A 26,349-nucleotide genomic window follows, 5' to 3' on the forward strand; every position below is an offset into this window, starting at 1 on the left:
ATTCGATGCACTCACCAGGACGAACGGGACCGTGAACGCCTCCGCGGCCCCGTCGGCCGACCCCTCAGGCCGTCGGGGGAGCGGCCCCCGCGGCCTCGGCCACGGTGCGCACGATCTCGCGCACCTGGGCCAGGACCGCGGCGTTCTCGCCCGGGTCCGCGACCTTGGGCAGGTGGACGTGCCCGGCCGGGACATCCCACCCGGAGCGGTCCCGGAGCAGGGTGTTGCGGTAGGCGATCTCGTTGGAGAGGTAGTTCCCGCCGCCCCCGCGGCGCGCGGCGGAGCCCTCGCTGGGGCCGTCGGGCCGCTCCCTCTGCTCGTCGGCCCCGGCGGGGACCTCGGTGACCGCGGTGTTGACCACCACCGGGTAGGGGCGCCCCGCGGTGGCCTCCGCGATCCTGGCGCCGGGGAGCGACGAGCGCGTCCACTCCGGCGCGTCGGGGCCGGGCACCGGGGCGCGGCCGGTGCGGACCTCGCGGACGTTGTCCGGCCCCCCTCCGCGCCAGATCCCGTTCCACTCCTCGATGTCGAACCGCCCGGGGCGCCCCCGGCTGAGGGTGACCACGGCGTCGGCGCGCCCGTGCTGGTCGGCCAGGGCCTCCTCCACCAGGCCGGCGTCGAAGTCCGCCCACCGCACGGGGAACACGGCGGTGCGTACCACGGCGGTGCGCCCGCCCACGGGGAAGGTCCATCCGTTGAGGTCCAGGGCCGCGGCCCCCGACGGGTTGGAGCACCCCGGGTCCTCGTCCAGGCGGAAGGGGTCGAAACCGGTCACGACGATCCGGATCCACCGCTCGCCCGGAGGGAAGTCGAGGTCGGTGATCCCGCGCGAGCCGGTCTCCAGCAGGTGCAGCAGGTCGGCGCGCTCGGCCTCGGAGAGCGCGAACCCCGGTCTCCAGGTGCGCAGGCGGGCGGCGAGCACCAGCCGTGCCCAGTACGGGGGGCGGTCGTCGGGGCCGTCGACGTCGGTGCGTGTGGCCTCGGTCCACAGGCGGGAGGCGTGTGCGGAGACCGCCTCGCGGGCCTGGGCGAGGTCGTTGGCGGCGCGCAGGTCGGCGCTGAACAGGGGTTCGGCTGCGCCGAAACCGGAACGGGCCAGGATGCGGCGGGGCTCGGGGAGCCCGGCGCGGTCCTCTTCGGGCGTGGTGTCGTGGTGCACGGGGTCGCTGTCTGTCGGAAGGCGGGGCTGGCGTGTGCGGGGATCCGGGGGGTGGAGCCAGCCGAGTCTAACGTCGCCCGAACCCCGCTGTGGCAGGGGTGTGCGGCGCGTCCCGGAACAGGTCCCGGGGGCTGGACCGGGCGGCTCGGACTTGGCAGGGTGTGTGGTGACCGCAGGCCCTCTCAACGGAGAGAGAATCACATGGACACTTCCGCCCTCCCCGACACCGAGCGACTCGCCGAGCGCGCGAGGGACGCCCTGGGACGGTGCGGCGTCGAGCGGCTGCGCGAGCCGGTCGGGGCCGCCGGGGTGGCGAGGACGCCGATCACCGGACAGATCCTCTTCCCCGTCGAGTTCGACACCGCCGCCTCCGCCGAGCGGGCCGTCACTGCCGCCCACGAGGCCTTCACGTCGCGGTGGCGGGACACCCCGGCGCCCGTGCGGGGCCGGCTCGTGCACCGGCTGGGCGAGCTCCTGCGCGAGCACAAGGCGGACCTGGCCGCGCTGGTGACCGTGGAGGCGGGCAAGATCCACTCCGAGGCCCTGGGCGAGGTCCAGGAGATGATCGACATCTGCGACCTCGCGGTGGGCCTGTCCCGGCAGCTGTACGGCCGCACCATGCCCTCCGAGCGGCCCGGCCACCGCCTGATGGAGACCTGGCACCCCCTGGGCGTGGTCGGTGTGATCACGGCGTTCAACTTCCCGGTGGCCGTGTGGTCGTGGAACACCTGTGTGGCGCTGGTGTGCGGCGACACGGTGGTGTGGAAGCCCTCGGAGCTGACCCCGCTCACCGCGCTCGCCTGCCACGGGCTCCTGATGAGGGCGGCGGAGGACGTGGGCGCGCCCGCCGACGTCCACCGGCTGGTGCTGGGGGGCCGCGAGGTCGGTGAGGCCCTGGTGGAGGACGGGCGGTTGGCGCTGCTGTCGGCGACCGGGTCGACGGCGATGGGCCGCGCCGTCGCGCCGCGTGTGGCCGCGCGGATGGGCCGCTACCTGCTGGAGCTGGGCGGCAACAACGCGGCCGTGGTCGCCCCGTCCGCCGACCTGGACCTGGTGGTGCGCGGGAGCGTGTTCGCCGCGGCGGGGACGGCGGGGCAGCGGTGCACGAGCCTGCGGCGGCTCATCGTGCACGAGGACGTGGCCGACGAGGTCGCCCGGCGGGTCGTGGACGCCTACAAGCAGCTGCGCGACCGCATCGGGGACCCCTTCGAGGAGTCGACCCTGGTGGGTCCCCTGATCGGCGAGCGCTCCCACACCGCGATGCGGGCCGCGCTGGAGCGCGCGCAGGCCGACGGGGGCGAGGTGCTGGTGGGCGGCGCCCGCAGGTGGGAGGAGGCCGCCGCGGACGCCTACTACGTGGAGCCCGCGGTGGTGCGCATGCCGGCGCAGACCGAGGTGGTGCGGGAGGAGACCTTCGCGCCCGTCCTGTACGTGCTGGCCTACAGCACGCTGGAGGAGGCGGTCGAGCTGCACAACGGCGTGCCGCAGGGGCTGTCGTCGGCGATCTTCACCCAGGACCAGGCCGAGGCCGAGCGGTTCCTGTCGGCGGCGGGGTCCGACTGCGGGATCGTCAACGTCAACATCGGCACCTCCGGCGCGGAGATCGGCGGCGCCTTCGGCGGTGAGAAGGACACCGGGGGCGGCCGCGAGTCGGGCTCGGACTCCTGGAAGGCGTACATGCGCCGGGCGACGAACACCGTGAACTACGGCGGAGAGCTGCCCCTGGCCCAGGGGGTCCGCTTCCTGTGACACCCCGCTGTCCGCGCCCCGCGGCGGGGCGCGGACAGCGCTCCGCACAAAAAGTTGTGGTCAACCATGTTGTGTGCAACTGAATTCTGCTACGGTGGTGCCACCGGCAAGCCCGCAGGCGCGGGGGCCCGCGAGGCAGGAGGGAACACCGTGGCGCATCCCGACGAGGGCGACCCCCTCGCGCTGGACAACCAGCTGTGCTTCTCCCTCTACACCGCCTCCCGGGCCCTGACCGGGCTGTACCGGGAGCTGCTGGGGGACCTGGGACTCACCTACCCCCAGTACCTGGTGATGATCGTCCTGTGGGAACGCGGAACGCTCACGGTCAAGGAGCTCAGCCGCGCCCTGCACCTGGACTCGGGCACGCTCTCCCCCCTGCTGCGCAGGCTGGAGGCCTCCGGGCTCCTGACCCGGGAGCGCAGCACCACCGACGAGCGCGTCGTCCGCGTCACCGCCACCCCGCGGGGCCTCGCCCTGAGGGAGCGGGCGACGGACATCCCCGGCCGGCTGGTCTGCGCCACGGACCTGACGGCCGCCCAGGCCCGCGAGCTGCGGGACGCGCTCGGCCGCCTCACCTTCTCGGTGGAGACGGCCGCGAGCAGGCGCGCCCCGTGCGACACGGCCGAAGCGCCCGGAACCTGACCACGCACCGGAAGAAACCCACCACTGTTGGCTCCGCGCGTGCGGAGCCGGGAGAGAGGCAAGCAATGGCATACAAGGCCATGTACACCACCAACGCCACCGTCACCGGCGAGGGCCGTAAGGGCAGCGGGAAGACCGACGACGGGCGCCTCGCGGTCGACCTGTCCGTGCCCAAGGGCGTGGGCGGCGACGACGGCCTCGGCACCAACCCCGAGCAGCTCTTCGCCGTCGGCTACGGAGCCTGCTTCCACGGTGCGCTCAAGAACGTGGCCCGCCAGTCCAAGACCGACGTCGAGGGCTCGTTCATCGAGGCCCGGGTGACGCTCGGCAAGTCCGACGAGGGCCTGGACATCGCCGTGCAGCTGACCGTCACCATCCCCGGCGTGGAGCAGGCCAAGGCCGAGGAGCTCGTCGAGGCCGCCCACCAGATGTGCCCCTACTCCCGCGCCACGCGCGGCAACATCGAGGTCGACCTGGTGGTCAAGACCGCCTGACGCGCCGACCGCAGGCGCGGCCGGTACGGGGCGGGGGCCCGCCCCCGGCGGTCCCCGTGCCCGCCGGCCGGGGTTCGACGCCCGCACGCGCCCCTGGCAGGGGAGGGCGGCGGAGGGCGGGCCCCGGCCGCCGCATCCGGCACGATCCGCGACGAGGGGGAGGGCGCGTGAGCGCCCTCCCCCTCACGCGTGCGCCAGGCCGCCGGGCGCACGTGCAGCCCCCGCGGCGACCCGCTCGTGCGAAGGGGCCGGGAGGGACCCCTCGGTCCCTCCCGGCCCCCGTGACGCACCGGTTCCGCCCTCGTCAGGCGGCCGTCTCCAGCAGCAGCAGGCGGTCCAGGATGTCCTGGAGGGTGACCAGGCCGATCACCTCGCCGTCCTCCTCCACCAGCGACAGGTGGCTGCGGCTCTCCCGCATGATGCTCATCGCCGCGTACATCGGCGTGCCCGAGGGCAGTGTGAGCACGGGGCGCATCAGGTCCGCCGCGGTCGTCCCGGCGGGGCTCGTCAGGGCCTCGCGCACGTGCAGGACGCCCACGGGCTCCTCGCGGTCCATGACCACCAGCCTCAGGTGTGTGGAGCTGCGCGACACCTGCTTGATGACCTCGACCCCGTCCTCGGGGGCGACCGAGGCGATCTCCTCGCGCCGGGTGACGATCTCGCTCAGCGGGCGGGAGTTCACCTCCAGGGCGGTGGCCAGCTGGGCGCGCCTCTCGGCGTCCAGGGCGCCCGCCTTGGCGGAGTGTTCCACCAGCTCCCGCACGTCGTCCGGGTTGTGGCCGGAGGACATCTCGTCCACGGCCTCCACACCCAGCCGGTGCAGGCACCAGTTGGCCATGCCGTTCAGCATCAGCAGGGCCGGGCGGGTGAACCACATGAACGCCCGCATCGGGATCGCCAGCATGATCGCCGACTTCTCCGGGTGGGAGATCGCCCAGGACTTGGGCGCCATCTCGCCCACGACCAGGTGCAGGAAGGTCACGATGATCAGCGACACCACGAACGAGACCACGTACCCCACCGTGCTGGGCAGGCCGCCGAACAGCGGCTCCAGCAGGTGGTGGACCGCGGGCTTGGAGATCGCGCCCAGCGCCAGGGCGCACAGCGTGATGCCCAGCTGCGATCCGGCCAGCAGCAGCGACAGGTCGCGGGCGCTCTTGAGAGCCGCCCGCGCCGAGGCGCTGGTCTCCGCGGCCTCCTCCAACCGGTAGCGGCGGGCCGCCACCAGGGCGAACTCGATGGCCACGAAGAACGCGCTCAACGCGATGATGACCGCGGTCACCGCCATGGCCACCCACACGTTCATGTCACTCATGCGCGCACCTCCTCGGCGCCGTTCTCGGCCGCTTCGCGCAGGCGCAGCTCCACGGTGTGCGGAACGTGCCTCTGCACGGTGTTGACGATCAGGGTCAGCGCCATGTCGGGGTCGCCTTCATGGGCGCTGGGCGGACGGGGCAGGGCGATGTCCACCCGGTCGCCCGTCTCGGGCAGCCGGTGCAGCTCGTGGATGACCAGCCCGCCGACGGTCTCGTAGTCGCCCTCGGGCAGGTCGTGCCCGATCAGCCGCTCGACCTCGTCGATGTGCAGCGCGCCGGGGACCAGGTAGGAGCCCTCGCCGTCCAGGTAGGACGGGGACTCCTCCTCCGGGGTGTGCTCGTCGGCGATCTCGCCGACCAGCTCCTCGGCCAGGTCCTCGGTCGTGATGACCCCGGCCAGGCCGCCGTACTCGTCCACGACGCAGGCGAACTCCTCGCCCGCCTCGCGCAGCTGGTCCAGCAGCACGGGCAGCGGCAGGGACGCGGGAACCATGACGGTCTCCCGGGCCACCTCGCTGACCTTGACGTCGGACAAGTCGCGGTCGCCCTGGGCGAGCACGTCCCGCAGGCAGATGACGCCCACGATGTCGTCCACCCCGTCGCCCAGGACCGGGAAGCGGGAGTGGTCGGAGGCCATCAGCTCGACGACCCGGCTGACCGGGTCGCCCTCCTCCACGGTGGTGACCTCCGGACGCGGGATCATCGCGTGCCCGGCGGTGCGCTCGTGGAAGTCCAGGGTCCGGTCCAGCAGGGTGGACAGCTCGGCGGGCAGGTCCCCGCTCTCGCGGGACTCGGCGATGATGCTCTCCAGGTCGCGGGCGGTCGCCGCGTGCTGGACGTCCTCCACCGGCTCGATCCGCACCGCCTTCAGCAGCAGGATCGCGGCCTGGTCGAAGAGCCAGATGACCGGACCGAAGATCTTGAGGTAGATCCCCGTGGACAGCGCCAGCCAGCGTGCCACGGGCTCGGGCCGGGCGATGGCCAGGTTCTTGGGGAAGAGCTCACCGAAGACCATCTGGATGACGGTGGAGAAGACAAGGGCGAGAACGGTGCCGATCGCGACGCCGGCGCCCGTGGGCACCCCGACGCCGCCGAGGAGTTCACCGATGCCCTGGCCGATCATGGGCTCTGCCACGTAACCCACCAGAAGGGCGGTCACGGTGATGCCCAGCTGGGCGCCGGAGAGCATGAACGACGTGCGGTTGGTGATGTCCAGGGCCCGTTTGGCCCCTGCGTCACCGGCCGCGGCCCTCGCCCGCAGGCGCGAGCGGTCCACGGCCATGTAGCCGAACTCCTGGGCGACGAAGTAGCCCGTCGCCACGGTGATCAGGAAGACCACCAGGAATCCGAAGGCGATACTGAGGACTGTGCTCATCATCGGGCACGCACCGCCTGGTTCCGGTTCGTGGTCGGATCCTGGTTGCTACGAGGGTGCGCACCCTTCGGAGAAGGAGGCTCGTCGAGGTCTGGGTCACAGCATCCGTGAGGGATGCTGCTGGTACTTCGGGACGGGTCCACTGTTCCTCTCTCTGCGCTGACACGCGTTGAGTGTGTGACTGGTGTTGGTACTGCGATGGAATGACGAAAAAGCCGCCGGGAAAGTTCCCGGACGCTCAGCTCCCGACGGGAGCGTCGGCCTCTTCGCCGAAGGAGACCCACTCGCGACGGCGGGCCTCGGCGAGGGCGATCGAGGTGGCGACGGCCACGTTCAGCGATCCCACCCGCCCGATCTGGGGAATGTAGGTGACGGCGTCCGCGCCCGCCAGGAGGGCGGGGGAGCAGCCGTGGTCCTCGGCGCCGACGGCCAGGCACACGTCCGGCTCCAGGGGGGCCGCGTGCAGCGGCACCGCGCCCCGGGCCAGTTCGACGGCCACGACCTTGTAGCCGTCGGCCCGCGCCGCGGACAGGGCCTCGGCGGTCGAGGAGAGCCGCGTGTGGCTCACCTTGGCGGCGGTGCCCAGGGCGGTCTTGCCGACCTTGGGGTCGTCGGGGTCCGCGCTGTTGCCCGTGAGCCAGACCTGGTCCACCCCGAAGGTCGCGCAGGTGCGCAGGATCGATCCCAGGTTGAAGGGCTGGGTGACGGATTCGACGATGAGGGCGAGTCGCCCCTCGGTGCGCCGACGCCATTCACGGTTGAGGCGTTTGACGTCGGTGGGGCGCAACTGCGTGCTCAACTGCGGTGTGTTCCTCAGCGGGTGTACCCGGGCGGTCCCGGTGTGCGGATGTTCGCAACAGGCTACCGGTCAGCGGGCCCGCGTGCACGCATGACCCCTGACACATCCAGGCAAAACGTCTCTCAGTCGGCCGAACGCCGCACGGCCAGGACCCGGAAGCCGGCCCGGGAGGCCACACGTTCGGCGGGCAGGCCCTCGGCGTCCAACCACTTCTGGAGCGAGTCGGACCCCAGGTGGCGCTGGACCACGAGGTGGGCCACGCCCTCGGGGGAGAGCCGGCCGAGCCAGGTGCGCAGCATCGCGTGCAGCACGCCCTTGCCCACCCGGATCGGCGGATTGGACCACAGCGCGTCGAAGGGGCCGAGCAGGTCCTCGGCCAGGGGCGCGGGAGCCCCTTCCCGGTCCTGCTCCGGCACCGGCTCCCCCTCGGGGGAGACGACCGCGAACCGGACGTTGTCCAGCCCGTGGTCGGAGGCGTTGCGCCGGGCCAGGCCCACGGCGCGGGAGTTGACGTCCACGCCCAGCACGGTCGCGCCCGGGGCGCGTGAGGCCATGGTCAGGGCGACGGGGCCGTAGCCGCACCCCAGGTCGAGCAGGCGCCCGCCCGCCGGCGGGGCCGGGACCGTCTCCAGGAGCACGCGTGTGCCGAGGTCGACCCTGTCGGGGGAGAAGACGCCCCGGTCGGTGTTCAGGCGCAGGTGCAGGTCCGGCAGGACCAGGTCCGCGGTGGAGGGCCGGCTGGCGGCGTCGGGGTCGGAGTCGAAGTAGTGCTGGGCCACGCCGTGACGCTACCAGGGCCCGTGGCGCGCCGCGTACCGGCAAAAACCTCACCTGCCCGGGGGAACGAAATCCCCAACCCCGGAGACCGTGCCCGGGACAGTGCGGAAGATGGAGGTATCCGAGGTTTGTGGGGTATCCCATGCGAGCAGAGGTAGGGGACCGACTGGTGGTGGAGAGCCCGCGCGACGACGCCCACCGCAGGACCGGCGTCGTCACCGGGATCCGGGGGGCGGGCGGGTCGCCCCCGTACCAGGTGCACTGGTCCGACGCCGAAGGCGGGCACGACGCCCTGGTCTACCCGGGGCCGGACGCCCACATCGAACACCCGCCCGGCGGCACGGGCGCGGAGGCAGAGGGGACGGACGCAATGCACACGACCAAGCGCTGGAACGTCGACGTCGTCGTCGAGGAGGAGAACGAGGGCGAGAGCGCGCGCACCTGGGCCGAGGTCGGGCTGGTGGCCGACGACGGTACGGCTCTGCGCGGACACGGCATGTCGCGCAAGCACCCCACCGACCTCGACGTCCCGGAGATCGGTGAGGAACTCGCAGTCTCGCGGGCGCTCTCCGACCTCTCACGCCAACTCCGCCAGGTCGCCGCGGAGGACATCAACGACAACACCGGGACCCCCTGGCGTCCCACCTGACGCCCGGGAGGCACGGCCGCCGCTCGCCCGCCCGGGTCGCCCGGAGGTCCGGAACCGGCCACCTCCGCCATAGGAGGTTTGCACCCGGTGGTCACCGGCATCGGGCACACTCGGAAGTCGGGCACGACTCCCGCCCCCTCGGCGGGGGGACGTCCCAGCCCCGGACGGGCTGGGACTTCGTCGTGTCCGCCAGGGAACGGACGACGAGGGGCGGATTCACCCGAGCAGCACAAGGCCCGACGTCACGTTCCGAGGTACCGCTGTGCTTTTGCCGGACGAACTCCGGGGAGAAGCGCGTCGCCGTCCGGCGCGAGCCGGGAGTACTCACGCAAGGAGACCCCGTTGACCACCCCTTCCGGGCCCCAGGCCAGACCCGCCAGGGTCCTCGGTACCGTCGACGCCGTCGCCATCGGTGCGGCCTCGATGCTCGGCGCGGGCGTCTTCTCCGTCTTCGCCCCCGCGGCCCTGGGCGCGGGGGCGTGGCTGCCCGTGGCCATCCTGATCGCGGGCGCCGTCGCCTACTGCAACGCCGTCTCCTCGGCCAGGCTCGCCGCCCGCCACCCCGAGTCGGGCGGGGCCTACGTCTACGGGCGCGAGCGCCTGGGGGAGCTGTGGGGCTACCTGGCGGGCTGGTCCTTCGTCGTCGGCAAGGTCGCCTCGTGCGCCGCCATGGCGCTGACCTTCGCCGCCTACGTCCTGCCCGGCTGGGAGAAGCCCCTGGCGGTGGCAGCGGTGGTCGCGGTCACCGCCCTCGACTACCGGGGCCTGAGACGTTCGACCCTGGTGCTCAAGCTCATGCTGGGCGCGGTCCTGGCCGTCCTGGCCGCCGTCGTCGTCACGATGCTGCTCAGCGGCCGGCTGGCGGCCGTGGCCGAGGTCGACGGCCTGGGGCCCTGGCCCGGGTCCTTCGGCGTGCTGGGCGCGGCCGGGATGATCTTCTTCGCGTTCGCCGGGTACGCGAGGGTGGCGACACTGGGCGGGGAGGTCCGCGACCCCGGGACCACCATCCCCCGCGCCATCGCCCTGTCCCTGGGCGGCGTGCTGGCGCTGTACCTGGTCGTGGGCACCGGCCTGCTGATCGTGCTGGGGCGCGAGCGCCTCACGACCAGCGCCGCGCCGATGGCCGACGCCGTCCAGGTGGCCGGGTTCCCGTGGATGGTCCCGGTGGTGGCCGCGGGCGCCGCCGTGGCCAGCCTGGGCGCGCTGCTCACCCTCGTCCTGGGGGTCTCGCGCACGACCGCGGCGATGGCCTCCGACGGGCACCTGCCCCGCGCCCTGGCCGCGGTCCACGAGCGCCACGGCGTGCCGCACCGCGCGGAGATCGCCGTCGCGGCCGCGGTCGTCGTCCTGGTCCTGGTGGCCGACCTGCGCGGCGCGATCGCCTTCTCGGCGTTCGGCGTCCTGGTGTACTACGCCATCACCAACGCGTCGGCGCTGAGGCTGGGCCCCGACGAGACCCGCCCGCCGCTGCTGGTCCCCCTGACCGGGCTGGTGGGGTGCGTGGTCCTGGCGTGCAGCCTGCCGCTGCCGGCGGTCATCACCGGGATGGCGGTCCTGGCCGCCGGAGCGGGCCTGTGGTGGCTGCGCGAGCGGCTCGCGCTGCGCTAGCCGGCCCCGGCGGGCCTCCCCGGCGGCACGCGCCGCCTCAGCGGGGCGGGGCCGACCGGCCGTCGCCCGCGACCACGTGGGCCAGGCCCCTGCGGGCGGTCGTGGACAGGTGCAGCCCGGCCACCTCCCCGGGCTCGAACCAGCCGCAGTCCGAGGTGGAGCCGTTCTCCTCCATCACCCGGGCCGGCCCGGGGTTGGCGACGTACACGCGGAAGAAGGCCCACACGGCGTAGATCTCGTAGCCGGTCGGCGGGACCCGGTGGTGGCTGGCGGCGGTGACCAGTTCCCCGACCTCGCCGTCCTGCCCGGTCTCCTCGGCCACCTCGCGCCGCAGCGCGGTGCGCACGTCCTCGCCCGCGTCCACGCCCCCGCCCGGCAGGTGCCAGGTGCCGCCGCCGGGGAACCCCTCGGCGATCCGGCTGAGCAGGATGCGCCCGGCGGGGTCGGTGACGATCCCGTAGGAGGCGAACCGGCGCAGGCGGGGACGGGTGTCCTCGGGGAGCTCCTCCTCGGGCAGCAGCTCGGCGGCCGAGGGCGCCAGCACGCCCTGCGGGGCGTCCGCCGGGGCGGTCCCGGCCTCGGCGAAGACGACCCGCTCCACGTGCAGGGGGGTGCCGTCGGGGGCCTGCACCAGTTCGGTCAGCACGTCCACCGCGACCAGGGGCGTGTGGGGGGAGAGCCCGCCCAGCTCGCGCACCACGTCGGCCGGGTCCTGCCCGAACAGCACGCGCGCGCCGAGGACGGAGGGGCCCCCGGTGAGCAGGTGCGCGGTGACGCGCCGGGCGGGCGCCTCCGGGGGGACTGCTGTCACAGGGACCCCGCGGCCGGCGCCAGGCCGGGCGCGCCCAGGCCCACCATGCGCAGCAGCTCGTCGAGGCCGCCGATGGTGGTCACGCCCTCGACGCGCGGCCGGCCGTGCCGGTCGATCAGCACCGGGCGCATCCGCGAGGCGACCGCGCCGACGCCGTCGGACTGGATCTGGTCGCCCACGTGCCAGCAGGCGGCGGGGTCCACGCCCAGGCGCTGGGCGGTCATGTGGAAGATGCGCGGGTCGGGCTTGCCCGCCCCCGCGGTGTCGGCGCACACGACGGCGTGGAAGTAGGGGGTCAGTTCCAGGGCCTGCAGCTTGGCGTGCTGGAGCGACTCGGCCCCGTTCGTGAGCACGGCGAGGCGGTAGCCGGCCGATCCCAGGGCGTTGAGGGCGGCGACGGTGTCGGGGAAGACCCTCCAGGCGGAGCGGTGCGCCTCCAGGTAGAGCCGGTAGAGGTCGTCGCAGTGCTGGTCGGCGATGTCGGCGTGCCCGGCCTGGACGGCCAGGGCGCGGACGCGCTCGCGGCGCTGCTGCTCCAGGCTGAGGTTTCCCCGCAGGTAGGCGGCGAAGGAGATCTCGGTCTGTACGTCCCACAGGGCGCGGGCCGCGCCGAAGTCGGGGTGTCCGAGCCGCTCCATGACCGCGCGCAGCCCCTGGGACGAGGCCCCGGTGTCGTCGATGAGGGTGTCGTCCAGATCGAAGCAGATGGCGGTCGGCGGTGCGGGTAGGTTCGGCATCGTTCCTCAACAGGGTGGCCTGACAAAACATGCCAACGCTAACCCCTGGACATAACATAAATGGTGTAAACCCCACCTAAAGGGTTGTGACCAACGTCACCGAAGCCCTGGTTTACGACCGGTTTCCGCACTCCGCCGACGTCACGGAAGCCGCTGGAACCACAGCAGGGACGTGAGAGCGGTGGCCAGTCCCAGGATGATCGCGACCAGCACGAACCGTGTGACGATCTCCTCGTGGACGAGCTCGGTGCCCAGGGACGAGCCGATGTCCTCGTAGACCTCGTTGAGCTCCGTCTCGCTCTCCGCCTCGTAGAAGTGGCCCTCGGTCTCCTGCGCCAGCCCGCGCAGCGCGTCCTTGTCGATGTCGGCCGGCACCTGGTACCCGTCGATCTCGATCATCGCCGCCCCCGTGCCGAACGCGATCGTGGAGACCGGCACCTCCTGCTCGGCCGCCGTCGCGGAGGCCTGCACGATGTCGCGCCCGCTGGTGTTCTCCCCGTCCGACAGCAGCACGATCGCCGACGGGGGCGGGTCCTCCTCGGAGTCCTCGTCGAAGCTGCTGATCGCCTCCAGGGAGGCGAAGACCCCCTCGCCGATGGCCGTGCCCGGCCCCAGCTGCAGGTTCTCGATCGACCCGATCACCGCCTGGTGGTCCTGCGTGGGCGAGGACACCACCGTCGCCGTCGAGGAGAACGCCACCAGCCCCACGTTGAACCGGTCCGGGAGCGTCTCCACGAACCCCTGCGCCGACTCCTTGGCCGCCTGCAACCGGTCGGGCTCGATGTCGGTCGCCGCCATCGACAGCGACACGTCCACGGCCACCATGATGGTCGCCCGCTCGCGCGGCTGCTCCACCGGCATCGCCGGCAGGGCCATCGAGGCGATCAGGACCGCCAGGGAGGACACGAACAGCACCGCCGGGACGTGCCTGCGGATGTCGGGACGGTGCGGCGCCACCTGGTCCAGCAGCGCCAGGTTCGTGAAGCGCAGCGTGTACTCGCGCCGCTGGTTCTGCGCGAACACGTACGCCCCGACCACCAGGACGATCAGGAGCAGCCACCACAGCCGCTGGGGCTCCAGGAAGGTCATCGCTCAGTCCCCCGTGCGTCGGCACTGTCCCGCGGGTCCGGCCCCGCGCCCTCGTTCGGTTCCATCGTGCTCCGCTCTCACCGGGGAGACCCCGGGGTGTGGCGGGCCAGGTGGTGCGCGGTGCGCCGTTGGTGGATGACGAACCGTGCCGTATCCAGTACCCAGTCCCGGTCGGTTCGTAGCAGGAGGTGGTGCACCCCGCACCGGCGCAGGGCGTCGCGCACCGCCGTCCTCTGGTCGGCCGCGGCCCGCCGGTAGCGCTCGCGCACCGCCTTCGTCAGCCGCACGTCGCGCACCCGGCCCGACCGGGGGTCGCGCATGGTCACGTCCCCGACCTCCGGGAGGTCGAGTTCGCGCGGGTCGACCACCTCCACCACCAGCACCTGGTGCCGCGAGGCCAGCTGGCGCAGGGGCCGCTCCCAGTCGATCTCACCGCCGAACGCGGGGGTGTCCAGGAAGTCCGACACCACCACGCGCAGGCCCCGGCGCCGACGGGTGCGAACCAGGTCCGTGAGCGCGTCGGCCAGGGTCGCCCGGTCGGCGGAGGGGGCGCGCTCGTCGCCCGTCGGGGCCGCGGCCACCGTGGCCAGGAGGGCCAGCAGCGCCTCCTTGCCCGAGCGGGCCGGCCAGCGCCGGATCCTGCCGTGGTGCAGGAAGTGGGCGCCGAACCGGTCGCCGACCTTCTGGGTCAGCAGGTTCGCCGCCACCATCGCGCCGACGGCGACGTCGCGCTTGGAGCGCAGACCGGTGCCGAAGTCCATGCTCGGCGACAGGTCCAGCAGGGTCCAGCTCTCCAGCTCCCGGTCCGCGACCAGGTCGCGGACGTGCGGGGTGTCGGTGCGCGCGGTGACGGCCCAGTCCATGCGCCGCACGTCGTCCTCGCCCGGCTGGTAGAGGCGCGCCTCGGCGGCCTCCGAGCCCGGGCCGAGCCGCAGGCCGAGGTGCTCGCCGTGCAGCAGCCCCTCCAGCCGGTGGACGATGTTCAGGTCGAGGCGGCGCAGTGCCGCGCGGAGTCGGGGATCGGTGCCGATCGCCGGAGTGGTCACGGGGTCACCTCGGGGAGGCGAGGGAAGCGGTCTCTCCGCTGGGAGGCTCGTCCCAGATCACGCGGGGCGCCAGGACGGTCGACAGGATGCGGTCGACGACCTGGGCCGGGGTGACCCCGTCGGCCAGGGCGTCGAAGGTGAGTACCAGCCGGTGCGCGATGACGTCGTGGGCGAGCACGCGCACGTCGTCGGGGAGCACGTAGTCGCGCCCGCGCAGCAGGGCCAGGGCCCGCGCCGAGGCCACCAGGCCCAGGGTGGCGCGCGGGCTGGCGCCCACCTCCAGCACCTGGCGCAGGTCCGGCATCTGGTAGGCCTCCGGCTCCCGGGTGGCCATGACCAGCCGCACGACGTAGTCGGCGATGAGCTGGTGGACGTGCACGCGCTCGGCGTCGGCCTGCAGCTCGCCCAGCGTGACCGGGTCCAGGACCTGGTGTGCCGTGGGAGGGCTGCTGGACATGCGCCGCAGGATCTCCATCTCCTCGTGCGCGCGGGGGTGCCCGACGTCGACCTTCATCAGGAACCGGTCCCGCTGGGCCTCGGGCAGCGGGTAGACGCCCTCGGACTCGACCGGGTTCTGTGTGGCGATGACGATGAAGGGGGAGGGGAGTGGGTAGGTCGTCCCCCCGAGGGACACCTGCCGCTCGGCCATGACCTCCAGCAGGGCCGACTGGACCTTGGCGGGGGCGCGGTTGATCTCGTCGGCGAGCACGAAGTTGGCGAACACCGGCCCCAGCTCCACGTCGAACTTCTCGGTGGAGGGATGGTAGATGCGCGTTCCGACGATGTCGGAGGGCACCAGGTCCGGAGTGAACTGGAGCCTGGTGAACGAGCCGCCGGTGACCTTGGCCAGGGTGGACACGGCCAGGGTCTTGGCGATGCCGGGAACACCCTCGATCAGGCAGTGGCCCTTGGCGACCAGTGCGATGAGGGAGCGCTCCACCATGCGTTCCTGGCCGACGATGACCGTGGACACCTCGTGCAGCGCCGCGCGCAGCAGCCTGGTCGGCTCGCCCGGCGCGCTCTCGGAGCCCGACCGGGGCGCTGAGCCGTTTCCGGGTGAGGTTTCTGCCATGTCCCGCCTTCCTGGCTGGGAGCCCCCGGGAGGGGCACCGGATAGGTTGTGGATCACTCACCTGTGGCGACACTACCTGCTTCGCGGCCGCCGGTCCGGTACACGACGCGGCGGAGCGGACCGGGTGGGGACGGGAAAGGGGGCGTGACATGGCGGTTCCCACGATGGGACTGAACGAGGGCGATCCGCGCCAGCTGGGCGGCTACCGCCTCCTGGGAAGGTTGCGCGACTCCTCCCTGGGCGTGGTGTACCTGGGACGGGACGGTGCGGGGGACCGGGTCAGCGTGGCCGTGCTCGACTCGGGCGCGGGCGGCGACGGCTCGGCGCGCTCCCGCTTCGTGGAGGCGGTCAAGGGGAGCGAGGACGTGGTGGCGGCGCGCACCCACGGACGCTCGCCCCTGTGGGTGGCGGTGCCCTACGACGGCTCCGGCCGGGGCGCGGAGGACTTCCTGGAGTCGGCGGCCAGGTCGGGGCGCGTGTCCGAGCACGGGCCGGTGGTCATGCCGCACTGGGCGGGTTCGCGGGGAGGCGCCGCGGTGCGGTGGGCGCCGTGGGCCTCGCGCGGGGGCAGTGCGGTGGAGTCGGGGAGGGGCAACTGGTGGCTGATCGGCGGGCTGGGCCTGGTCCTGCTGCTGCTCCTGCTGCTGGTGTCGCTCCTGTACTGGTGGATGCTCCAGTTCCCGCCGCCCGAGATGCCGGGGCCGGCGCAGCCCTCGGAGGCGGAACAGGAGGAGGGCGGCGAGGGGGAGGAGGCCCAGCCGACCCCCGGTGAGGACGGGGGGAGCGGACCCTCCCAGCCGATACCGACGCCGGGGGAGGGCGACGGGGAGTGGGGCGAGCAGCCCGAGGACAACCTCTGACCGGGGGGCGGGGGAGATTGCCGGGGGCGCGGAACAGGTCCGCGCCCCCTTCTTGTTCCATCAAAAAAATCTACGTCGTAAAGGTGGGCCACTGTTTCTGTAGAAACAGAACAGAGAACCTGATTCGTGCGGCTACGCCGCCCCCTTCTAAAACTTCCGAGGCCGGAGAAACCGGGCGTGTCGCGGTCGGAGGGGTAGGGGCCTGGAACGTGTTCAGCGTCGTTCAGTGGGCCCGCCGGGGAGGGACCCGGTAAGCGGGGAGGGGCGGAGGCACGCTCCTCCTACAAGAGATCTGAGCGCCGCGGCGTCCGGGCGCCGGCGGGCCGGTGCCTATGCTGGTCCGCGTGCTGAAAAAGGTGATAGCGACGCGATACGTGCTCGCGCTGCGCGAAGGTGGTTCGCTCCCGGGGTTGGTCGAGGCCGACGACCTGGGGATGTACGTGGTCAAGTTCATCGGCGCCGGCCAGGGGCGCAAGACCCTGGTCGCGGAGGTCGTCGCGGGGGAGCTGGGCCGGGCCCTGGGGCTTCCGGTTCCCGAGCTGGCCCTGGTGGACTTCGACGCGGTGATCGCCCGCGGTGAGCCCGACCAGGAGGTGCAGGCGCTGCTCAAGGCCAGTGGCGGGCTCAACCTGGGGATGGACTTCCTGCCGGGGTCGCTCGGGTTCGATCCCCTGACGTTCGAGGTGGACCCGGGGTTCGCCGGGCGGGTCCTGTGGTTCGACGCGCTCACGGGCAACGTGGACCGCTCGTGGCGCAACCCGAACATGCTGCTGTGGCACGGGAGTCCCTATCTGATCGACCACGGTGCGACGCTGATCTTCCATCACAACTGGTCGGGCGCCGACCGCTTCGTGGGTCGTGCCTACGATGCCGCCGACCACGTCCTGTCGGGGTTCTCGCCCGACGTGGCCGCGGCGGACGAGGAGTTCGCCGCCCTGGTGGACGAGGATCTGCTGCGGGGTGTGGTGGGGCTGGTGCCTGACGAGTGGTTGGTGGACGAGCCGGGGTTCAGCGCCCCGGAGGAGGTGCGGGAGGCGTACGTGAAGCACCTGTCGGCGCGTGTGGCCGACCGTTCGTGGCTGCCGGGGGTGGCGGGGTGAGCGGCGTGAGGCGTTACAGCGATGCGGTGACGACGGGGCGTGTGGGCGTGGAGCGTGACCGGGTGGTGTTCGAGTACGCGTTGTTGCGGGTGGTTCCCTGTCTGGAGCGCGGTGAGTGCGTGAACGCCGGTGTGATCGTGTACAGCCAGGAGCGGGGGTTCCTGGCGGCCCGGTGGTCGTTGGACGAGGGGCGTCTGCGTGCGGTGTCGCCGGGGGTGGACGTGGCCGGTGTGCGGCGTGCGCTGGAGGCGGTGGAGGCGATGTGCCGGGGTGGGGCCGGGGCGGGTGCTGCGGGGCGTGAGCGGCCGGGGCAGAGGTTCCGGTGGTTGACCGCTCCGCGGAGCACGGTGGTGCAGCCGGGGCCGATTCACGGGGGGTTGGCGGAGGATCCGGAGGCGGAGTTGGAGAGGTTGTTGGATCGACTGGTGCGGTGACGCACGGGTTGGTAACGGACATCACAGGCGATTGGGCGGTCGGCGGGGGAGCGATTCGTCCCTTTGGGGTGTTGGTATGGAGTGGTCCATGCCTGTGGGTTCGCTCCCACGCGGCCCCCTTTTCCTCTTTCTTGAGCTGGAGCGCCTGTGCAGTCCCCGAACTCCCCCGCCTCGCCCCCTGCGCAGGGGGCGGGTGAGAGGTCCGAGAACCTGTCGTCCGAGAGTCCTGCTGTGTCCCGGACCGTGCCCTGGACGCGGTCGCGTAGGTCGATCGCGCTGTTGGTGATGGTGCTGGGTGTTCTGACGGCTACGGGGCCGTTGGCGACCGACATGTACCTGCCGGCTTTTCCGGAGATCACGCGGGCTCTGGGGACGGGTGAGGCGCAGATCCAGCTGACGCTGACCTCGATGATGCTGGGTCTGGCCGTGGGGCAGTTGATCCTGGGGCCGATGAGTGACGCGTGGGGGCGTCGGGGTCCTTTGTTGGTGGGTGTGGCCGTGTTCACGGTCACGTCGGTGCTGTGTGTGTTCGTGCCGGATGTGACGTCGTTCATCGTGTTGCGGTTCGTGCAGGGTGTGGCGGGTGCTGCGGGTGCGGTGATTTCGCGTGCGGTGGTGCGTGACCTGTTCGCCGGTGATGACGCGGTGCGGTTCTTCTCGCGTCTGGCGCTGGTGATGATGCTGGCTCCGCTGTTGGCGCCTTTGGCGGGTGCGCAGTTGTTGCTGGTGGGTCCGTGGCAGGTGAGTTTTTGGGTGCTGGCGGTGATGTCGGCGGTCAGTTTCGTGTTGGTGCTGGTGTGGTTGCCGGAGAGTCTTCCGGTGGAGGCGCGTCGTCGTCAGGGGCCGCGTCAGTTGTTGTCGACGGTGGCGGGGTTGGTGCGTCAGCCGCGTTTCGTGGGTCCGGTGCTGACGCTGGGTCTGAGTTTCGGGATGTTGTTCACGTATGTGTCGGCGTTCTCGTTCGTGTCGCAGCAGGAGTTCGGTGCGTCGCCGCAGACGTATGCGTGGCTGTTCGCGGTGAACTCGTTGGGGATGATGGCGGGTACGCAGGCGAACGGTTTCCTGGTGGGTCGTGTGGATACGTTGCGGCGTCTGGGGTTGGGGCTGGGGATGGCTCTGGCTTCGGTGGGTGTGCTCGCGGTGTTGGCGTCGGTGGGTGTGGCGTCGTTGTGGACGGCTGTGGGGTTGTTGGCGTTGATGATGTTCAGCGTCGGTTTCATCATGCCGAATGCGACGGTGACGGCTCTTGACGGGCAGCCGGTCTCGGTGGCGGGTACGGCTTCGGCGTTGATGGGGTCGTTGCAGTTCGCGCTGGGTGGTGGTGTGGCGGCGTTGGCGGGGATGACGCCTTCGGGGCAGGCGTCGTTGTTGAGCATGGCGGTGGTGATGGTGTCTGCTGCGTCGTTGTCGTTGGCGGCGTATGTGTGGACGGTGCGTGCGAAGGTTCGGTGATCCCGGGGGTGTTGGGGTTCGGGTCGTGGTGCCAGGTTGCCGTGGGGTGTGGATTGTGGGCACAGTAGGTCACAATTCACCGATTGAGGCGGGTCTGGTCTTGTGTGGGCCCGTCTTCCGATGTGGCAGAGGATGAATTGGTATGGGCGAGCCGAGTGACACCCCTGGTGCGTGGGCTGTGGGCCTTTCGGGTCTGAGTGACCTGGTCTATGGGGTGGCGAACTCCGACGCCCATGCGGAGGTGTTCTCGGTGCCCCGGGGTGAGGGTGGTTGGGAGCGGGTCACGGCGGGTGAGTTCGCGACCGAGGTGACGGCGGTGGCCAAGGGGTTGGTGGCTGCCGGGGTGGGGGCGGGGGACCGTGTCCTGGTGGCGGCTTCGGCGCATCAGGACTGGGTGCGTGTGGCGTTCGCGGTGTGGTCGGTGCGGGGTGTGCTGGTTCCGTTGCCGGAGTCGGCTTCGGTGGAGCGGGTGGCGCATGTGGTGCGGCAGACGCGTCCGGCGGCGGCGGTGATCCAGGGGGATCGGTTGTTGCGTGCTGCGACGGGGTTGCAGCGTGAGTTGCCGGATCTGGGTCGTGTGTGGCGGATGGAGGCGGGCCTGGAGGGGATCGTCTCGTTGGGCCAGTACATGGATGCGTCGTCGGTGCGGTTCAGGCGGGACGAGACGATGCCGGAGGATGCGGCGGTGGTGCTGTATCCGGTGAGTACGGTGTCGCGTTCGATGCGTGGTGTGGTGTTGTCGCACGGGGCGTTGTTGGCGTCTGCGGCGGGTGTGGTGGATCGGGTGTGGCCGCGGTTGTCGGAGTTGCCGGCGGGGCGGGCGAGTGCGTTGTTGGATCTGCCGTTGTCGCAGGTTCAGGGGTTGGCTTCGTTGTTGGCGTGCATGGTGGGGCGTGTGCGTGTGGGTTTGGCGGGGCCGGGTGGGTTCTTGCGTGGGGCGGAGGTGTTCCGGCCGACGGTGTTGGTGTGTGGTGCGGGGTTGTTGGAGTCGGTGTTCGAGTCCGAGCGCGGGAGTGCGCGTTCGACGGGGTGGGACTCGTTGGGGACGTTCAATTCTGCGGTGGATTCGGCGGTGCAGTTCGACCGGTCGCCGAGGAAGGGTGCCTGGCAGCGGTTGTCGAGGTCGATGTACGACTGGCAGTTCGCGAGGTTGCGTGAGGCGTTGGGGAACCGGGTGCACTTGGCGGTGTGCTGGGGCGGGGGGTTGTCGGACCGGTTGGACTCGTTCTTCGGTGGTGTGGGGATTCCGGTGTTCCAGGTGTTCGGTACGGCGGAGACGGCGGGGGCGTTCGCGGCGGCCGGTGTGGGGGAGCGGGTGCCGGGGACGGTGGGGCGTGCGGTTGGCGGTCGGGAGGTGTGGGTCTCGCGGGAGGGTGAGGCCCATGTGCGTGGCGGGGGCGTGTTCTCGGGTTATTGGGGGGACGAGGAGGCGACGCGGAGTGCGTTCCGTGAGGGGTGGTTGGCGACGGGGTTCGCGGTGGAGGTGGACGGGGACGGTTTTGTGAGTGTGGTGGGGCGGTTGCGTCCGCAGGCGGCTTCGGTGGAGGTGCCGGGGCGGTTCGTGTCCGGGGCCGTGGCGGAGTTGGAGGTGTCGTCGGAGTCGGAGTCGGTTTTGGTGGGGCGGGTTGTGGAGCCGGCGGTTTCTCCGGTTGCTGCGGTTGCTGCGTTGCCGGCGGTGGAGGAGCCGGTGGAGCGCGGTGATGCGGAGTTGGTGGCGGAGTTCGAGGCGCGGTTGCGTGCTCATCCGTTGATCAGTCAGGTGTTGGTGATCGTGGAGGGTCGTCCGTTCGCGAGTGCTCTGGTGACGTTGGTGCGTGATCAGTTGGAGTACTGGCGTTTGGTGAACGGTCGGCCGTTGGCGATGGCGCCTGAGGAGATCGCGGGGGATCGTGATCTGCTGCGTGAGGTGCAGGGGTTGGTGTATGAGGCCAATCGGAGCGTGCCGCGGCATTTGGCGGTGCGGTCGTTCCATGTGTTGGCTGAGGAGTTCACGGTGCAGTCGGGGTTGGTGCAGCCTTCGGGTGAGTTGCGGCGTGAGGCAGTGTTGCGGGCGTTTTCGGAGGAGATCGACGGGTTGTATCGGGCGCGTCGGGATCGGTAGTGGTGTGGTGGTGGCCGCGGCCCTCGGTGTTGTTTCCGGGGGCCGCGGTTTTTTGTGTCTATTGGCCGTTGAGGTAGGCGAGGACGGCGAGGACGCGGCGGCTGTCGTCGGAGGAGGGGGGGAGGTCGAGTTTGGTGAAGATGTTGTTGATGTGTTTGCTGACGGCTTTTTCGGTGATGTAGAGGCGTCCGGCGATGGCGGAGTTGGAGCGTCCTTCGGCCATTTCGGCGAGGACTTCGCGTTCGCGGGGGGTGAGTTGGGCGAGGGGGCCGCTCTGGTCCTGGCGGGCGAGGAGTTGGGAGATGACGGCGGGGTCCATGGCGGTGCCGCCGGCGGCGACGCGGCGGACGGCTTCGATGAACTGGCCGATGTCGAAGACGCGGTCCTTGAGGAGGTAGCCGACTCCGCCTTCGGCGTCGGAGAGGAGTTCGCGGGCGTAGAGCTGTTCGACGTGTTGGGAGAGGACGAGGATGGGGAGTCCGGGGATCTGGGCGCGGGCTCCGATGGCTGCTTGGAGGCCTTCGTCGGTGAAGGTGGGGGGGAGTCGGACGTCGACGACGGCGACGTCGGGTTTGTGTTCGGTGAGGGCTGTGTGGAGGTCGGGTCCGTTGTCGACTGCGGCGACGACGGTGAAGTCGTGTGCTTCGAGGAGTCTGATCAGTCCGTCGCGGAGGAGGGCAAGGTCTTCGGCGATGACAACGCGCACGGGATCTCCAGGGTCACGATGGTGGGGCCGCCCGGTGGGCTGGTGATGTTCATCGTGCCATCGAAGGCGTCGAGGCGTCGTCTGATGCCGGCGAGGCCGCTGCCGGGGGCGGGGTCGGCGCCGCCGGTTCCGTTGTCGGTGACGGTGATGACGAGGCGGTTGCGGCCGTGGTTGATGTGGATCCAGGCCTGGGTGGCGTGTGCGTGTTTGGCGGTGTTGGTGAGGAGTTCGGCGATGGCGAAGTAGGCGGCGGATTCGACGGGGTCGGCGGGGCGGCCGTCGAGGTCGATGGTGACGGTGATGGGGAGGTGGTGGGTGAGGGCGAGGGCGTGGACGGCTCCGTGGAGTCCTCGTTCGACGAGGACGGGTGGGTGGATGCCGCGGACGAGGTCGCGGAGTTCGGTGAGGGCGTGGCGGGTGGTTTCGCGGGCTTCGGTGAGCATGGTGCGGGCGGTGTGGGGGTCTTGTTCGACGATTTGTTCGGCCATGCCGAGGTGCATGCCGAGGGCGACGAGTCGGGCTTGGGCTCCGTCGTGGAGGTCGCGTTCGATGCGTCGGATTTCGGAGGCCTGGGTGTCGATGGTGTTGGCGCGGCTGGTGGCGAGGTGGGCGACGCGGGCGGTGAGTCGGGCTTTTTCGGAGGGGGCGAGGAGGAGGCGGTTGAAGCGGATGTAGATGTCGAGGGCGGGTGGGAGGAGGACTAGGCCGAGGGTGAGGAGGAGGGCGGAGGGGGCGAGGAGGATGAGTTGGTCGGTGAGTGTGGTGGGGGCGTAGGTGTTGTAGAGGGCGTTGCCGGCGAGGCCGAGGGCGAAGAGGAGTTGGTAGAGGGCGTGGCCTATGAGGGCGCCGGGGATGGCGATGAGGGTGATGTTGGCTGTTCCGGCGATGAGCCAGAGGAGGTCTTTCCAGGTGCCGGGGTCGGTGATGATCGTGGTTCCGCGGCGGGTGAGGCCTCCTGGGGGGATGGGGCGGTAGGCGGAGGGGATGGGGCCTTTGGGGAGGAGGTGGCCGAGGGTGCGGCGTTGGCTGTCGGCGAGGGTGCGTAGGAGGGTGCCGGTGAGGATGACGAAGGGGAGGCCGATCCAGAAGAGGGTGAGGATGGCGGAGGCGAGGACGAGGGGGAGGAGGAGGAGTGCGGCGATGTTCTGGGAGAGCAGGAGGAAGAGGTAGGCCAGGGTGGTGAGGCGGCCTGCGCGGTGGTGGGGTGCGGTGGCCATGGGTGGTTCTTCCGTTCCTGCTGGTGTGGTGTGTGGTGTCCATTCTGGCTTGTGGTGGGGGTGGGTGGCGGTGGTGGTGGCTCCCCTTTTTTGGGGGTGGGCATGGGTGTGGCCCGCCCTGGTGGGGGCGGGTGGGTGGTGGTTGTGGGTCAGGGCCAGCGGATGTCGGTGGCGGTGTCGAGTGCGGGGATGCGGGTGCTGGCGTGGGCGTTGAGGGCGTCGGTGAGTTGGGTCCAGGCCTGGCGGGGGGTGTTGTCGGTGTTGTTGCAGGTGCGTTGTTGGCAGGCGGTGTGTTGGGACATGGCTCCGGCGAAGCGGAGGGGGTCGTCGGCGTGGGTGTGGCCCCAGCGGCTGATGTTGGCCCATTGGCGGGCTTGGATGCCGTCGGTGCGGTAGATCTGGGGGAGGGCGTGGACGGTGGGTCGGCCGCCTCCGGCGAGGTGGTGGACGTCGGCGAGGGTCCAGTTGTTGTTGCAGTGGGCGGTGCCGGTGGTGGGGCAGCCGTCGGCTGAGTTGGCGGTGTGCAGGGGTGTGGTGGTGGTGTCGGTGTAGGCGTCGATCCAGCCGCGGGCCCAGGTGGGGGTGGACCAGGCGGGTTCGGCGTCGAGGGCGCCGGTGATGGTGACGGCTGGTGTGGTGGAGCGTTGGCGTGCGTCGTGGACGAGGGTGGCCCATTGTTTGCCGGCGGTGGGGCCGGTGAGGTTGCCGTCGTCTTTGTTGTTGACGCCCAGGGCGAGGGTGGCTGTTGTCTGGCCGGTGCGGCAGTCGGTGAAGCCTTGGGCCCAGTGGTGGGCGTAGGAGGCGGCTTTGGTGGTGGCTGCGCGGGGTGTGGTGGTGGCGTGGCTGGTGCCGGGTTCGCGGAGTTGGTTGTCGGTTTCCTGGGTGCCGAAGAAGAGGATGCGGACGCCGTTGGTGCCGGTGCGGGCTTCGGTGCATCCGGCGTCGCGTGCGTGGTCGGCTGTGGCGGGGCCCAGGGGGACGTAGCGGCTTGTGGTGTGTCCGGGGTAGGTGGTGGTGTGGGTGGGGGTGGTTGTGGGGGTTGTGGTGGCGTGTGCGGTGGCGGGCAGGGTGAGTGCGGTGGCGAGTGCGGTGGCGAGCAGGCGTTGTGTGGTGGTGGCCATGGCAGCATTATTACCGTTTGTAGCTTTGCCTACACTCAGAGTGACGTTTTGGGCGTGTTCGGGGCGTTCGCGGCATCTGGTGCGTGGGGGTGGGAAGGAGTGCGGGACGGTGCGGCGGTCGCCTCACGGCGTGGCGCACAACGCGGTTCCGTGGCCGCCCCTGGGGGCGCGGTGTTCCGCGAAGGCTTTGTGTGAGCCCGGGGGACACTTGCTACCGCACCGTCCCGCAGTGGGGTCAACGGGTCGGGGGGTGCGGCTATTCCCGTGGGGGCCGGTTGGGGGTGTGGGTGGTGGTTTGTGACGCTGCGGACGTGGTCCGTGCGGGTTTTTGGCGCAACTCGCCGTCGACGATTTCCCGTGTCTTGCCACGACCTGTGATGATCGGGAGTGTGTGGCGTGAACTGATCCTGGAGATGTATCCCGAGGCCGATCTGTACGATCCGGCCGATGAGGTGACCCTTGCCGAGGTGGAGAAGCGGTTGATGCTGCCTCTGCCGTTCGAGTTGGCCTCCCTGTTGCGGGAGACGGACGGGGTGACCAACGAGTACGGGGACGCGGTGGTGTGGAGTGCCCGGCGCCTGGTGGAGGACAACCTGGCGATGCGGGGTGAGCCCGATTATCTGGAGTTGTACGCGCCTTTCGACGAGATGATCTTCTTCGGCGACTCCGACATGGGGCCGCAGTTCGCCTACGTGCACACCGACTACGGTCCGGGGATCGTGGTGTGGGATCATGAGAGCGACCGGCGGCGGCTGGTGGTGGTGTCGTTGCGCGACTACCTGGCGCGATGCCTGATCCAGGGCAATTCCTGGTTCCGTTGACCGGGTGTTCCGTGCGTGGCTGACCTGCCGTTTCGTGCTATTTTTCGGGGTATTGGTGGCGTTGTGTCACTGTTTGTCTCCCCTAGTGCGTTTGAGAGTAGGACCATGTCGGAGCAGTCCACGCCTGCCCATGTCGCCGCTGTTGTCCAGGGCCGGGAGGTGGAGGACTTCCCCGAACTGGCCCCGGAGGCCTCGCGCGGCCGTGTGCGGCGCATCACCGTGACGGGTGAGGAGGTCCTGCACCGGCGCAACGCGGAGGTGCCCGAGCAGATGTGGGGCGGCCGGGAGCTGCACCAGCTCGTCGACGACATGTTCGTGACGATGTACGCGGCCGAGGGTGTGGGCCTGGCGGGCAACCAGGTGGGTGTGGACCTGCGGCTGTTCGTCTACGACTGCCCCGACGACGACGGGGTGCGCCACGTGGGGCACGTGGTCAACCCGGTGCTGGACGAGCGCGACCCGGAGGAGGCCGTGGAGGTCGACAGCGAGGGCTGCCTGTCGGTGCCGGGCCCGCACGCGGACCTGGGGCGGGCCGCGACCGCGACGGTGCGTGGCGTGGACCGGGACGGCAACCCGGTGGTGGTGAGCGGGAGCGGGTACTTCGCCCGGTGCCTGCAGCACGAGACCGACCACACCATGGGCCGGCTGTACGTGGACCGGCTCTCGGCGCGCGAGCGCAAGCGGGTGCTGAAGAAGATGAACGAGATGGCCAACGACGTGTTCGCGCGTCGTGAGGAGCGTGCGGCGCAGCTGGCGGAGGAGTTCGCGGGCTGAGCGCGCGAGCGCGAAGGGGGTGTCCCGGCGTCGGCCGGGGCGCCCCCCTTTTTCTGTGGCCGCCGGGGTGGGCGGTCGGCGCCGTGTTCTCACCACGTGCCCTGCCTGTGGCCTGTCGCGGGGGCGGCGTCCGGGGCCGGGGGCCCGAAGGCGTGCGGACCGGGGGTGGGGACGGAGGGGTTCGGCCGCTTGTGCGGCGCCGTGGCCCCCCGAGGGCCCCACCGGCGGGGTCCGGCGTTGTGGGGCGAGGCCTTCGCGGCGGCCGGGTCGGGTGCTCGCGGTGGCGTTGTCGTCGCGGAGGGTGGCGGTGGATGGCCGTGCGCGGTGGTCGGTGGTGGTGTGGTGGGTGGGTGCCTTTGGGGGACTTGTTGGTCCGAAATGATGGGTTTAGGGGAGCCAGTGGTGGAATGTGGCTCTGTTTATGGCTCCTCCGGTGGGGG

General features: G+C 71.2%; 25 protein-coding genes. 12 read left to right on the forward strand and 13 right to left on the reverse strand.

Annotated features, from left to right (window positions below; all coding sequences use genetic code 11):
* Positions 1 to 64: 64 nt before the first annotated feature.
* Positions 65 to 1,159, reverse strand: coding sequence for a pyroglutamyl peptidase (locus tag ABZ234_RS10910; protein ID WP_355011855.1), 1,095 nt, complete (start codon positions 1,157 to 1,159; stop codon positions 65 to 67).
* 201 nt (positions 1,160 to 1,360) lie between these two features.
* On the opposite strand from ABZ234_RS10910, the gene ABZ234_RS10915 reads away from it, so the two are divergent.
* The 3 genes from ABZ234_RS10915 (at position 1,361) to ABZ234_RS10925 (ending at position 4,044) form a co-directional block, all read left to right on the forward strand.
* A complete protein-coding gene (locus ABZ234_RS10915; RefSeq protein WP_355011856.1) occupies positions 1,361 to 2,908 on the forward strand; it encodes an aldehyde dehydrogenase family protein in 1,548 nt (515 codons plus the stop codon).
* A 150-nt stretch (positions 2,909 to 3,058) separates the two neighbouring features.
* The gene (locus ABZ234_RS10920) at positions 3,059 to 3,550 is read left to right on the forward strand and encodes a MarR family transcriptional regulator (RefSeq protein WP_267944508.1); all 492 of its coding nucleotides are present in this window, start codon (positions 3,059 to 3,061) and stop codon (positions 3,548 to 3,550) included.
* A gap of 65 nt (positions 3,551 to 3,615) precedes the next feature.
* Entirely contained in the window at positions 3,616 to 4,044 is a 429-nt protein-coding gene (locus ABZ234_RS10925; protein ID WP_267944507.1) for an organic hydroperoxide resistance protein, read from the forward strand.
* 304 nt (positions 4,045 to 4,348) lie between these two features.
* Here ABZ234_RS10925 and ABZ234_RS10930 read toward each other — a convergent pair whose 3' ends face one another.
* The 4 genes from ABZ234_RS10930 to ABZ234_RS10945 all read right to left on the reverse strand — a co-directional run bounded on the left by ABZ234_RS10930 (position 4,349) and on the right by ABZ234_RS10945 (position 8,313).
* Entirely contained in the window at positions 4,349 to 5,359 is a 1,011-nt protein-coding gene (locus tag ABZ234_RS10930) for a hemolysin family protein (protein WP_267944506.1), read from the reverse strand.
* Complete coding sequence (locus ABZ234_RS10935; protein WP_267944505.1) at positions 5,356 to 6,738, reverse strand: hemolysin family protein; 1,383 nt, start codon at positions 6,736 to 6,738, stop codon at positions 5,356 to 5,358. The genes ABZ234_RS10930 and ABZ234_RS10935 overlap by 4 nt, the downstream gene beginning before the upstream one ends.
* Before the next feature lie 235 nt (positions 6,739 to 6,973).
* Positions 6,974 to 7,534, reverse strand: coding sequence for a TrmH family RNA methyltransferase (locus tag ABZ234_RS10940; protein WP_267944504.1), 561 nt, complete (start codon positions 7,532 to 7,534; stop codon positions 6,974 to 6,976).
* Between the two features lie 122 nt (positions 7,535 to 7,656).
* Complete coding sequence (locus ABZ234_RS10945; RefSeq protein ID WP_267944503.1) at positions 7,657 to 8,313, reverse strand: methyltransferase; 657 nt, start codon at positions 8,311 to 8,313, stop codon at positions 7,657 to 7,659.
* A 140-nt stretch (positions 8,314 to 8,453) separates the two neighbouring features.
* On the opposite strand from ABZ234_RS10945, the gene ABZ234_RS10950 reads away from it, so the two are divergent.
* Positions 8,454 to 8,960 carry a dsRBD fold-containing protein gene (locus tag ABZ234_RS10950; protein ID WP_267944502.1) on the forward strand — a complete coding sequence of 169 codons (507 nt, stop codon included), beginning with the start codon at positions 8,454 to 8,456 and terminating at the stop codon, positions 8,958 to 8,960.
* 342 nt (positions 8,961 to 9,302) lie between these two features.
* Entirely contained in the window at positions 9,303 to 10,568 is a 1,266-nt protein-coding gene (locus ABZ234_RS10955) for an APC family permease (protein ID WP_267944501.1), read from the forward strand.
* Positions 10,569 to 10,605: 37 nt separating this feature from the next.
* Here the strand turns inward: ABZ234_RS10955 and ABZ234_RS10960 are convergent, their stop codons facing one another.
* The 5 genes from ABZ234_RS10960 to ABZ234_RS10980 form a co-directional block, all read right to left on the reverse strand.
* Positions 10,606 to 11,379 carry an NUDIX domain-containing protein gene (locus ABZ234_RS10960; protein WP_355011857.1) on the reverse strand — a complete coding sequence of 258 codons (774 nt, stop codon included), beginning with the start codon at positions 11,377 to 11,379 and terminating at the stop codon, positions 10,606 to 10,608.
* Positions 11,376 to 12,116 carry an HAD family hydrolase gene (locus ABZ234_RS10965; protein WP_267944499.1) on the reverse strand — a complete coding sequence of 247 codons (741 nt, stop codon included), beginning with the start codon at positions 12,114 to 12,116 and terminating at the stop codon, positions 11,376 to 11,378. Before ABZ234_RS10965 ends, ABZ234_RS10960 begins: the two co-directional genes overlap by 4 nt.
* 141 nt (positions 12,117 to 12,257) lie before the next feature.
* A complete protein-coding gene (locus ABZ234_RS10970) occupies positions 12,258 to 13,205 on the reverse strand; it encodes a VWA domain-containing protein (RefSeq protein WP_267944498.1) in 948 nt (315 codons plus the stop codon).
* Between the two features lie 77 nt (positions 13,206 to 13,282).
* Positions 13,283 to 14,251, reverse strand: coding sequence for a DUF58 domain-containing protein (locus ABZ234_RS10975; RefSeq protein ID WP_344176150.1), 969 nt, complete (start codon positions 14,249 to 14,251; stop codon positions 13,283 to 13,285).
* Between the two features lie 4 nt (positions 14,252 to 14,255).
* Positions 14,256 to 15,323, reverse strand: a complete 1,068-nt coding sequence (locus ABZ234_RS10980; protein WP_355011858.1) for a MoxR family ATPase — start codon at positions 15,321 to 15,323, stop codon at positions 14,256 to 14,258.
* Positions 15,324 to 15,472: 149 nt separating this feature from the next.
* Here ABZ234_RS10980 and ABZ234_RS10985 point away from each other — a divergent pair, with 149 nt between their 5' ends.
* The 5 genes from ABZ234_RS10985 to ABZ234_RS11005 all read left to right on the forward strand — a co-directional run bounded on the left by ABZ234_RS10985 (position 15,473) and on the right by ABZ234_RS11005 (position 21,270).
* Positions 15,473 to 16,183, forward strand: coding sequence for a hypothetical protein (locus ABZ234_RS10985; RefSeq protein WP_267944495.1), 711 nt, complete (start codon positions 15,473 to 15,475; stop codon positions 16,181 to 16,183).
* 332 nt (positions 16,184 to 16,515) lie between these two features.
* On the forward strand, positions 16,516 to 17,283 hold the full coding sequence (locus tag ABZ234_RS10990) for a HipA family kinase (RefSeq protein ID WP_355011859.1): 768 nt from the start codon (positions 16,516 to 16,518) through the stop codon (positions 17,281 to 17,283).
* The gene (locus ABZ234_RS10995) at positions 17,280 to 17,717 is read left to right on the forward strand and encodes a DUF3037 domain-containing protein (protein WP_355011860.1); all 438 of its coding nucleotides are present in this window, start codon (positions 17,280 to 17,282) and stop codon (positions 17,715 to 17,717) included. The genes ABZ234_RS10990 and ABZ234_RS10995 overlap by 4 nt, the downstream gene beginning before the upstream one ends.
* 285 nt (positions 17,718 to 18,002) lie before the next feature.
* A complete protein-coding gene (locus tag ABZ234_RS11000) occupies positions 18,003 to 19,169 on the forward strand; it encodes a multidrug effflux MFS transporter (RefSeq protein WP_352985354.1) in 1,167 nt (388 codons plus the stop codon).
* 142 nt (positions 19,170 to 19,311) lie between these two features.
* Positions 19,312 to 21,270, forward strand: a complete 1,959-nt coding sequence (locus ABZ234_RS11005; RefSeq protein ID WP_352985343.1) for an AMP-binding protein — start codon at positions 19,312 to 19,314, stop codon at positions 21,268 to 21,270.
* 58 nt (positions 21,271 to 21,328) lie between these two features.
* On the opposite strand, the gene ABZ234_RS11010 is transcribed toward ABZ234_RS11005, so the two are convergent.
* From ABZ234_RS11010 to ABZ234_RS11020, 3 genes are all read right to left on the reverse strand, one after another.
* Entirely contained in the window at positions 21,329 to 21,976 is a 648-nt protein-coding gene (locus tag ABZ234_RS11010) for a response regulator transcription factor (protein WP_267944492.1), read from the reverse strand.
* Positions 21,928 to 23,193 carry a sensor histidine kinase gene (locus ABZ234_RS11015; protein ID WP_267950195.1) on the reverse strand — a complete coding sequence of 422 codons (1,266 nt, stop codon included), beginning with the start codon at positions 23,191 to 23,193 and terminating at the stop codon, positions 21,928 to 21,930. Before ABZ234_RS11015 ends, ABZ234_RS11010 begins: the two co-directional genes overlap by 49 nt.
* Before the next feature lie 149 nt (positions 23,194 to 23,342).
* Positions 23,343 to 24,314 carry a hypothetical protein gene (locus tag ABZ234_RS11020; protein WP_355011861.1) on the reverse strand — a complete coding sequence of 324 codons (972 nt, stop codon included), beginning with the start codon at positions 24,312 to 24,314 and terminating at the stop codon, positions 23,343 to 23,345.
* A gap of 377 nt (positions 24,315 to 24,691) precedes the next feature.
* Between ABZ234_RS11020 and ABZ234_RS11025 the strand changes: the two genes are divergently transcribed.
* Together ABZ234_RS11025 and def are read left to right on the forward strand one after the other, a co-directional pair.
* Positions 24,692 to 25,135, forward strand: a complete 444-nt coding sequence (locus ABZ234_RS11025; protein WP_267950397.1) for an SMI1/KNR4 family protein — start codon at positions 24,692 to 24,694, stop codon at positions 25,133 to 25,135.
* Positions 25,136 to 25,240: 105 nt separating this feature from the next.
* Positions 25,241 to 25,909, forward strand: a complete 669-nt coding sequence (gene def / locus ABZ234_RS11030; RefSeq protein ID WP_267950193.1) for a peptide deformylase — start codon at positions 25,241 to 25,243, stop codon at positions 25,907 to 25,909.
* The last annotated feature ends 440 nt before the right edge of the window (positions 25,910 to 26,349 follow it).

Origin of the sequence: Nocardiopsis sp. NPDC006198, assembly GCF_040613895.1 — a bacterium.
In the GTDB taxonomy this organism is placed as follows: domain Bacteria; phylum Actinomycetota; class Actinomycetes; order Streptosporangiales; family Streptosporangiaceae; genus Nocardiopsis; species Nocardiopsis tropica.

Coding starts and splice junctions, on each gene's coding strand:
- ABZ234_RS10915 (WP_355011856.1), top strand. CDS start 1,361: ATGGACACTTCCGCCCTCCCCGACACCGAGCGACTCGCCGAGCGCGCG.
- ABZ234_RS10925 (WP_267944507.1), top strand. CDS start 3,616: ATGGCATACAAGGCCATGTACACCACCAACGCCACCGTCACCGGCGAG.
- ABZ234_RS10930 (WP_267944506.1), bottom strand. CDS start 5,359: ATGAGTGACATGAACGTGTGGGTGGCCATGGCGGTGACCGCGGTCATC.
- ABZ234_RS10935 (WP_267944505.1), bottom strand. CDS start 6,738: ATGATGAGCACAGTCCTCAGTATCGCCTTCGGATTCCTGGTGGTCTTC.
- ABZ234_RS10950 (WP_267944502.1), top strand. CDS start 8,454: ATGCGAGCAGAGGTAGGGGACCGACTGGTGGTGGAGAGCCCGCGCGAC.
- ABZ234_RS10965 (WP_267944499.1), bottom strand. CDS start 12,116: ATGCCGAACCTACCCGCACCGCCGACCGCCATCTGCTTCGATCTGGAC.
- ABZ234_RS10970 (WP_267944498.1), bottom strand. CDS start 13,205: ATGACCTTCCTGGAGCCCCAGCGGCTGTGGTGGCTGCTCCTGATCGTC.
- ABZ234_RS10980 (WP_355011858.1), bottom strand. CDS start 15,323: ATGGCAGAAACCTCACCCGGAAACGGCTCAGCGCCCCGGTCGGGCTCC.
- ABZ234_RS10985 (WP_267944495.1), top strand. CDS start 15,473: ATGGCGGTTCCCACGATGGGACTGAACGAGGGCGATCCGCGCCAGCTG.
- ABZ234_RS10990 (WP_355011859.1), top strand. CDS start 16,516: ATGCTGGTCCGCGTGCTGAAAAAGGTGATAGCGACGCGATACGTGCTC.
- ABZ234_RS11000 (WP_352985354.1), top strand. CDS start 18,003: ATGGTGCTGGGTGTTCTGACGGCTACGGGGCCGTTGGCGACCGACATG.
- ABZ234_RS11005 (WP_352985343.1), top strand. CDS start 19,312: ATGGGCGAGCCGAGTGACACCCCTGGTGCGTGGGCTGTGGGCCTTTCG.
- ABZ234_RS11015 (WP_267950195.1), bottom strand. CDS start 23,193: ATGGCCACCGCACCCCACCACCGCGCAGGCCGCCTCACCACCCTGGCC.
- ABZ234_RS11020 (WP_355011861.1), bottom strand. CDS start 24,314: ATGGCCACCACCACACAACGCCTGCTCGCCACCGCACTCGCCACCGCA.
- ABZ234_RS11025 (WP_267950397.1), top strand. CDS start 24,692: ATGATCGGGAGTGTGTGGCGTGAACTGATCCTGGAGATGTATCCCGAG.
- def (WP_267950193.1), top strand. CDS start 25,241: ATGTCGGAGCAGTCCACGCCTGCCCATGTCGCCGCTGTTGTCCAGGGC.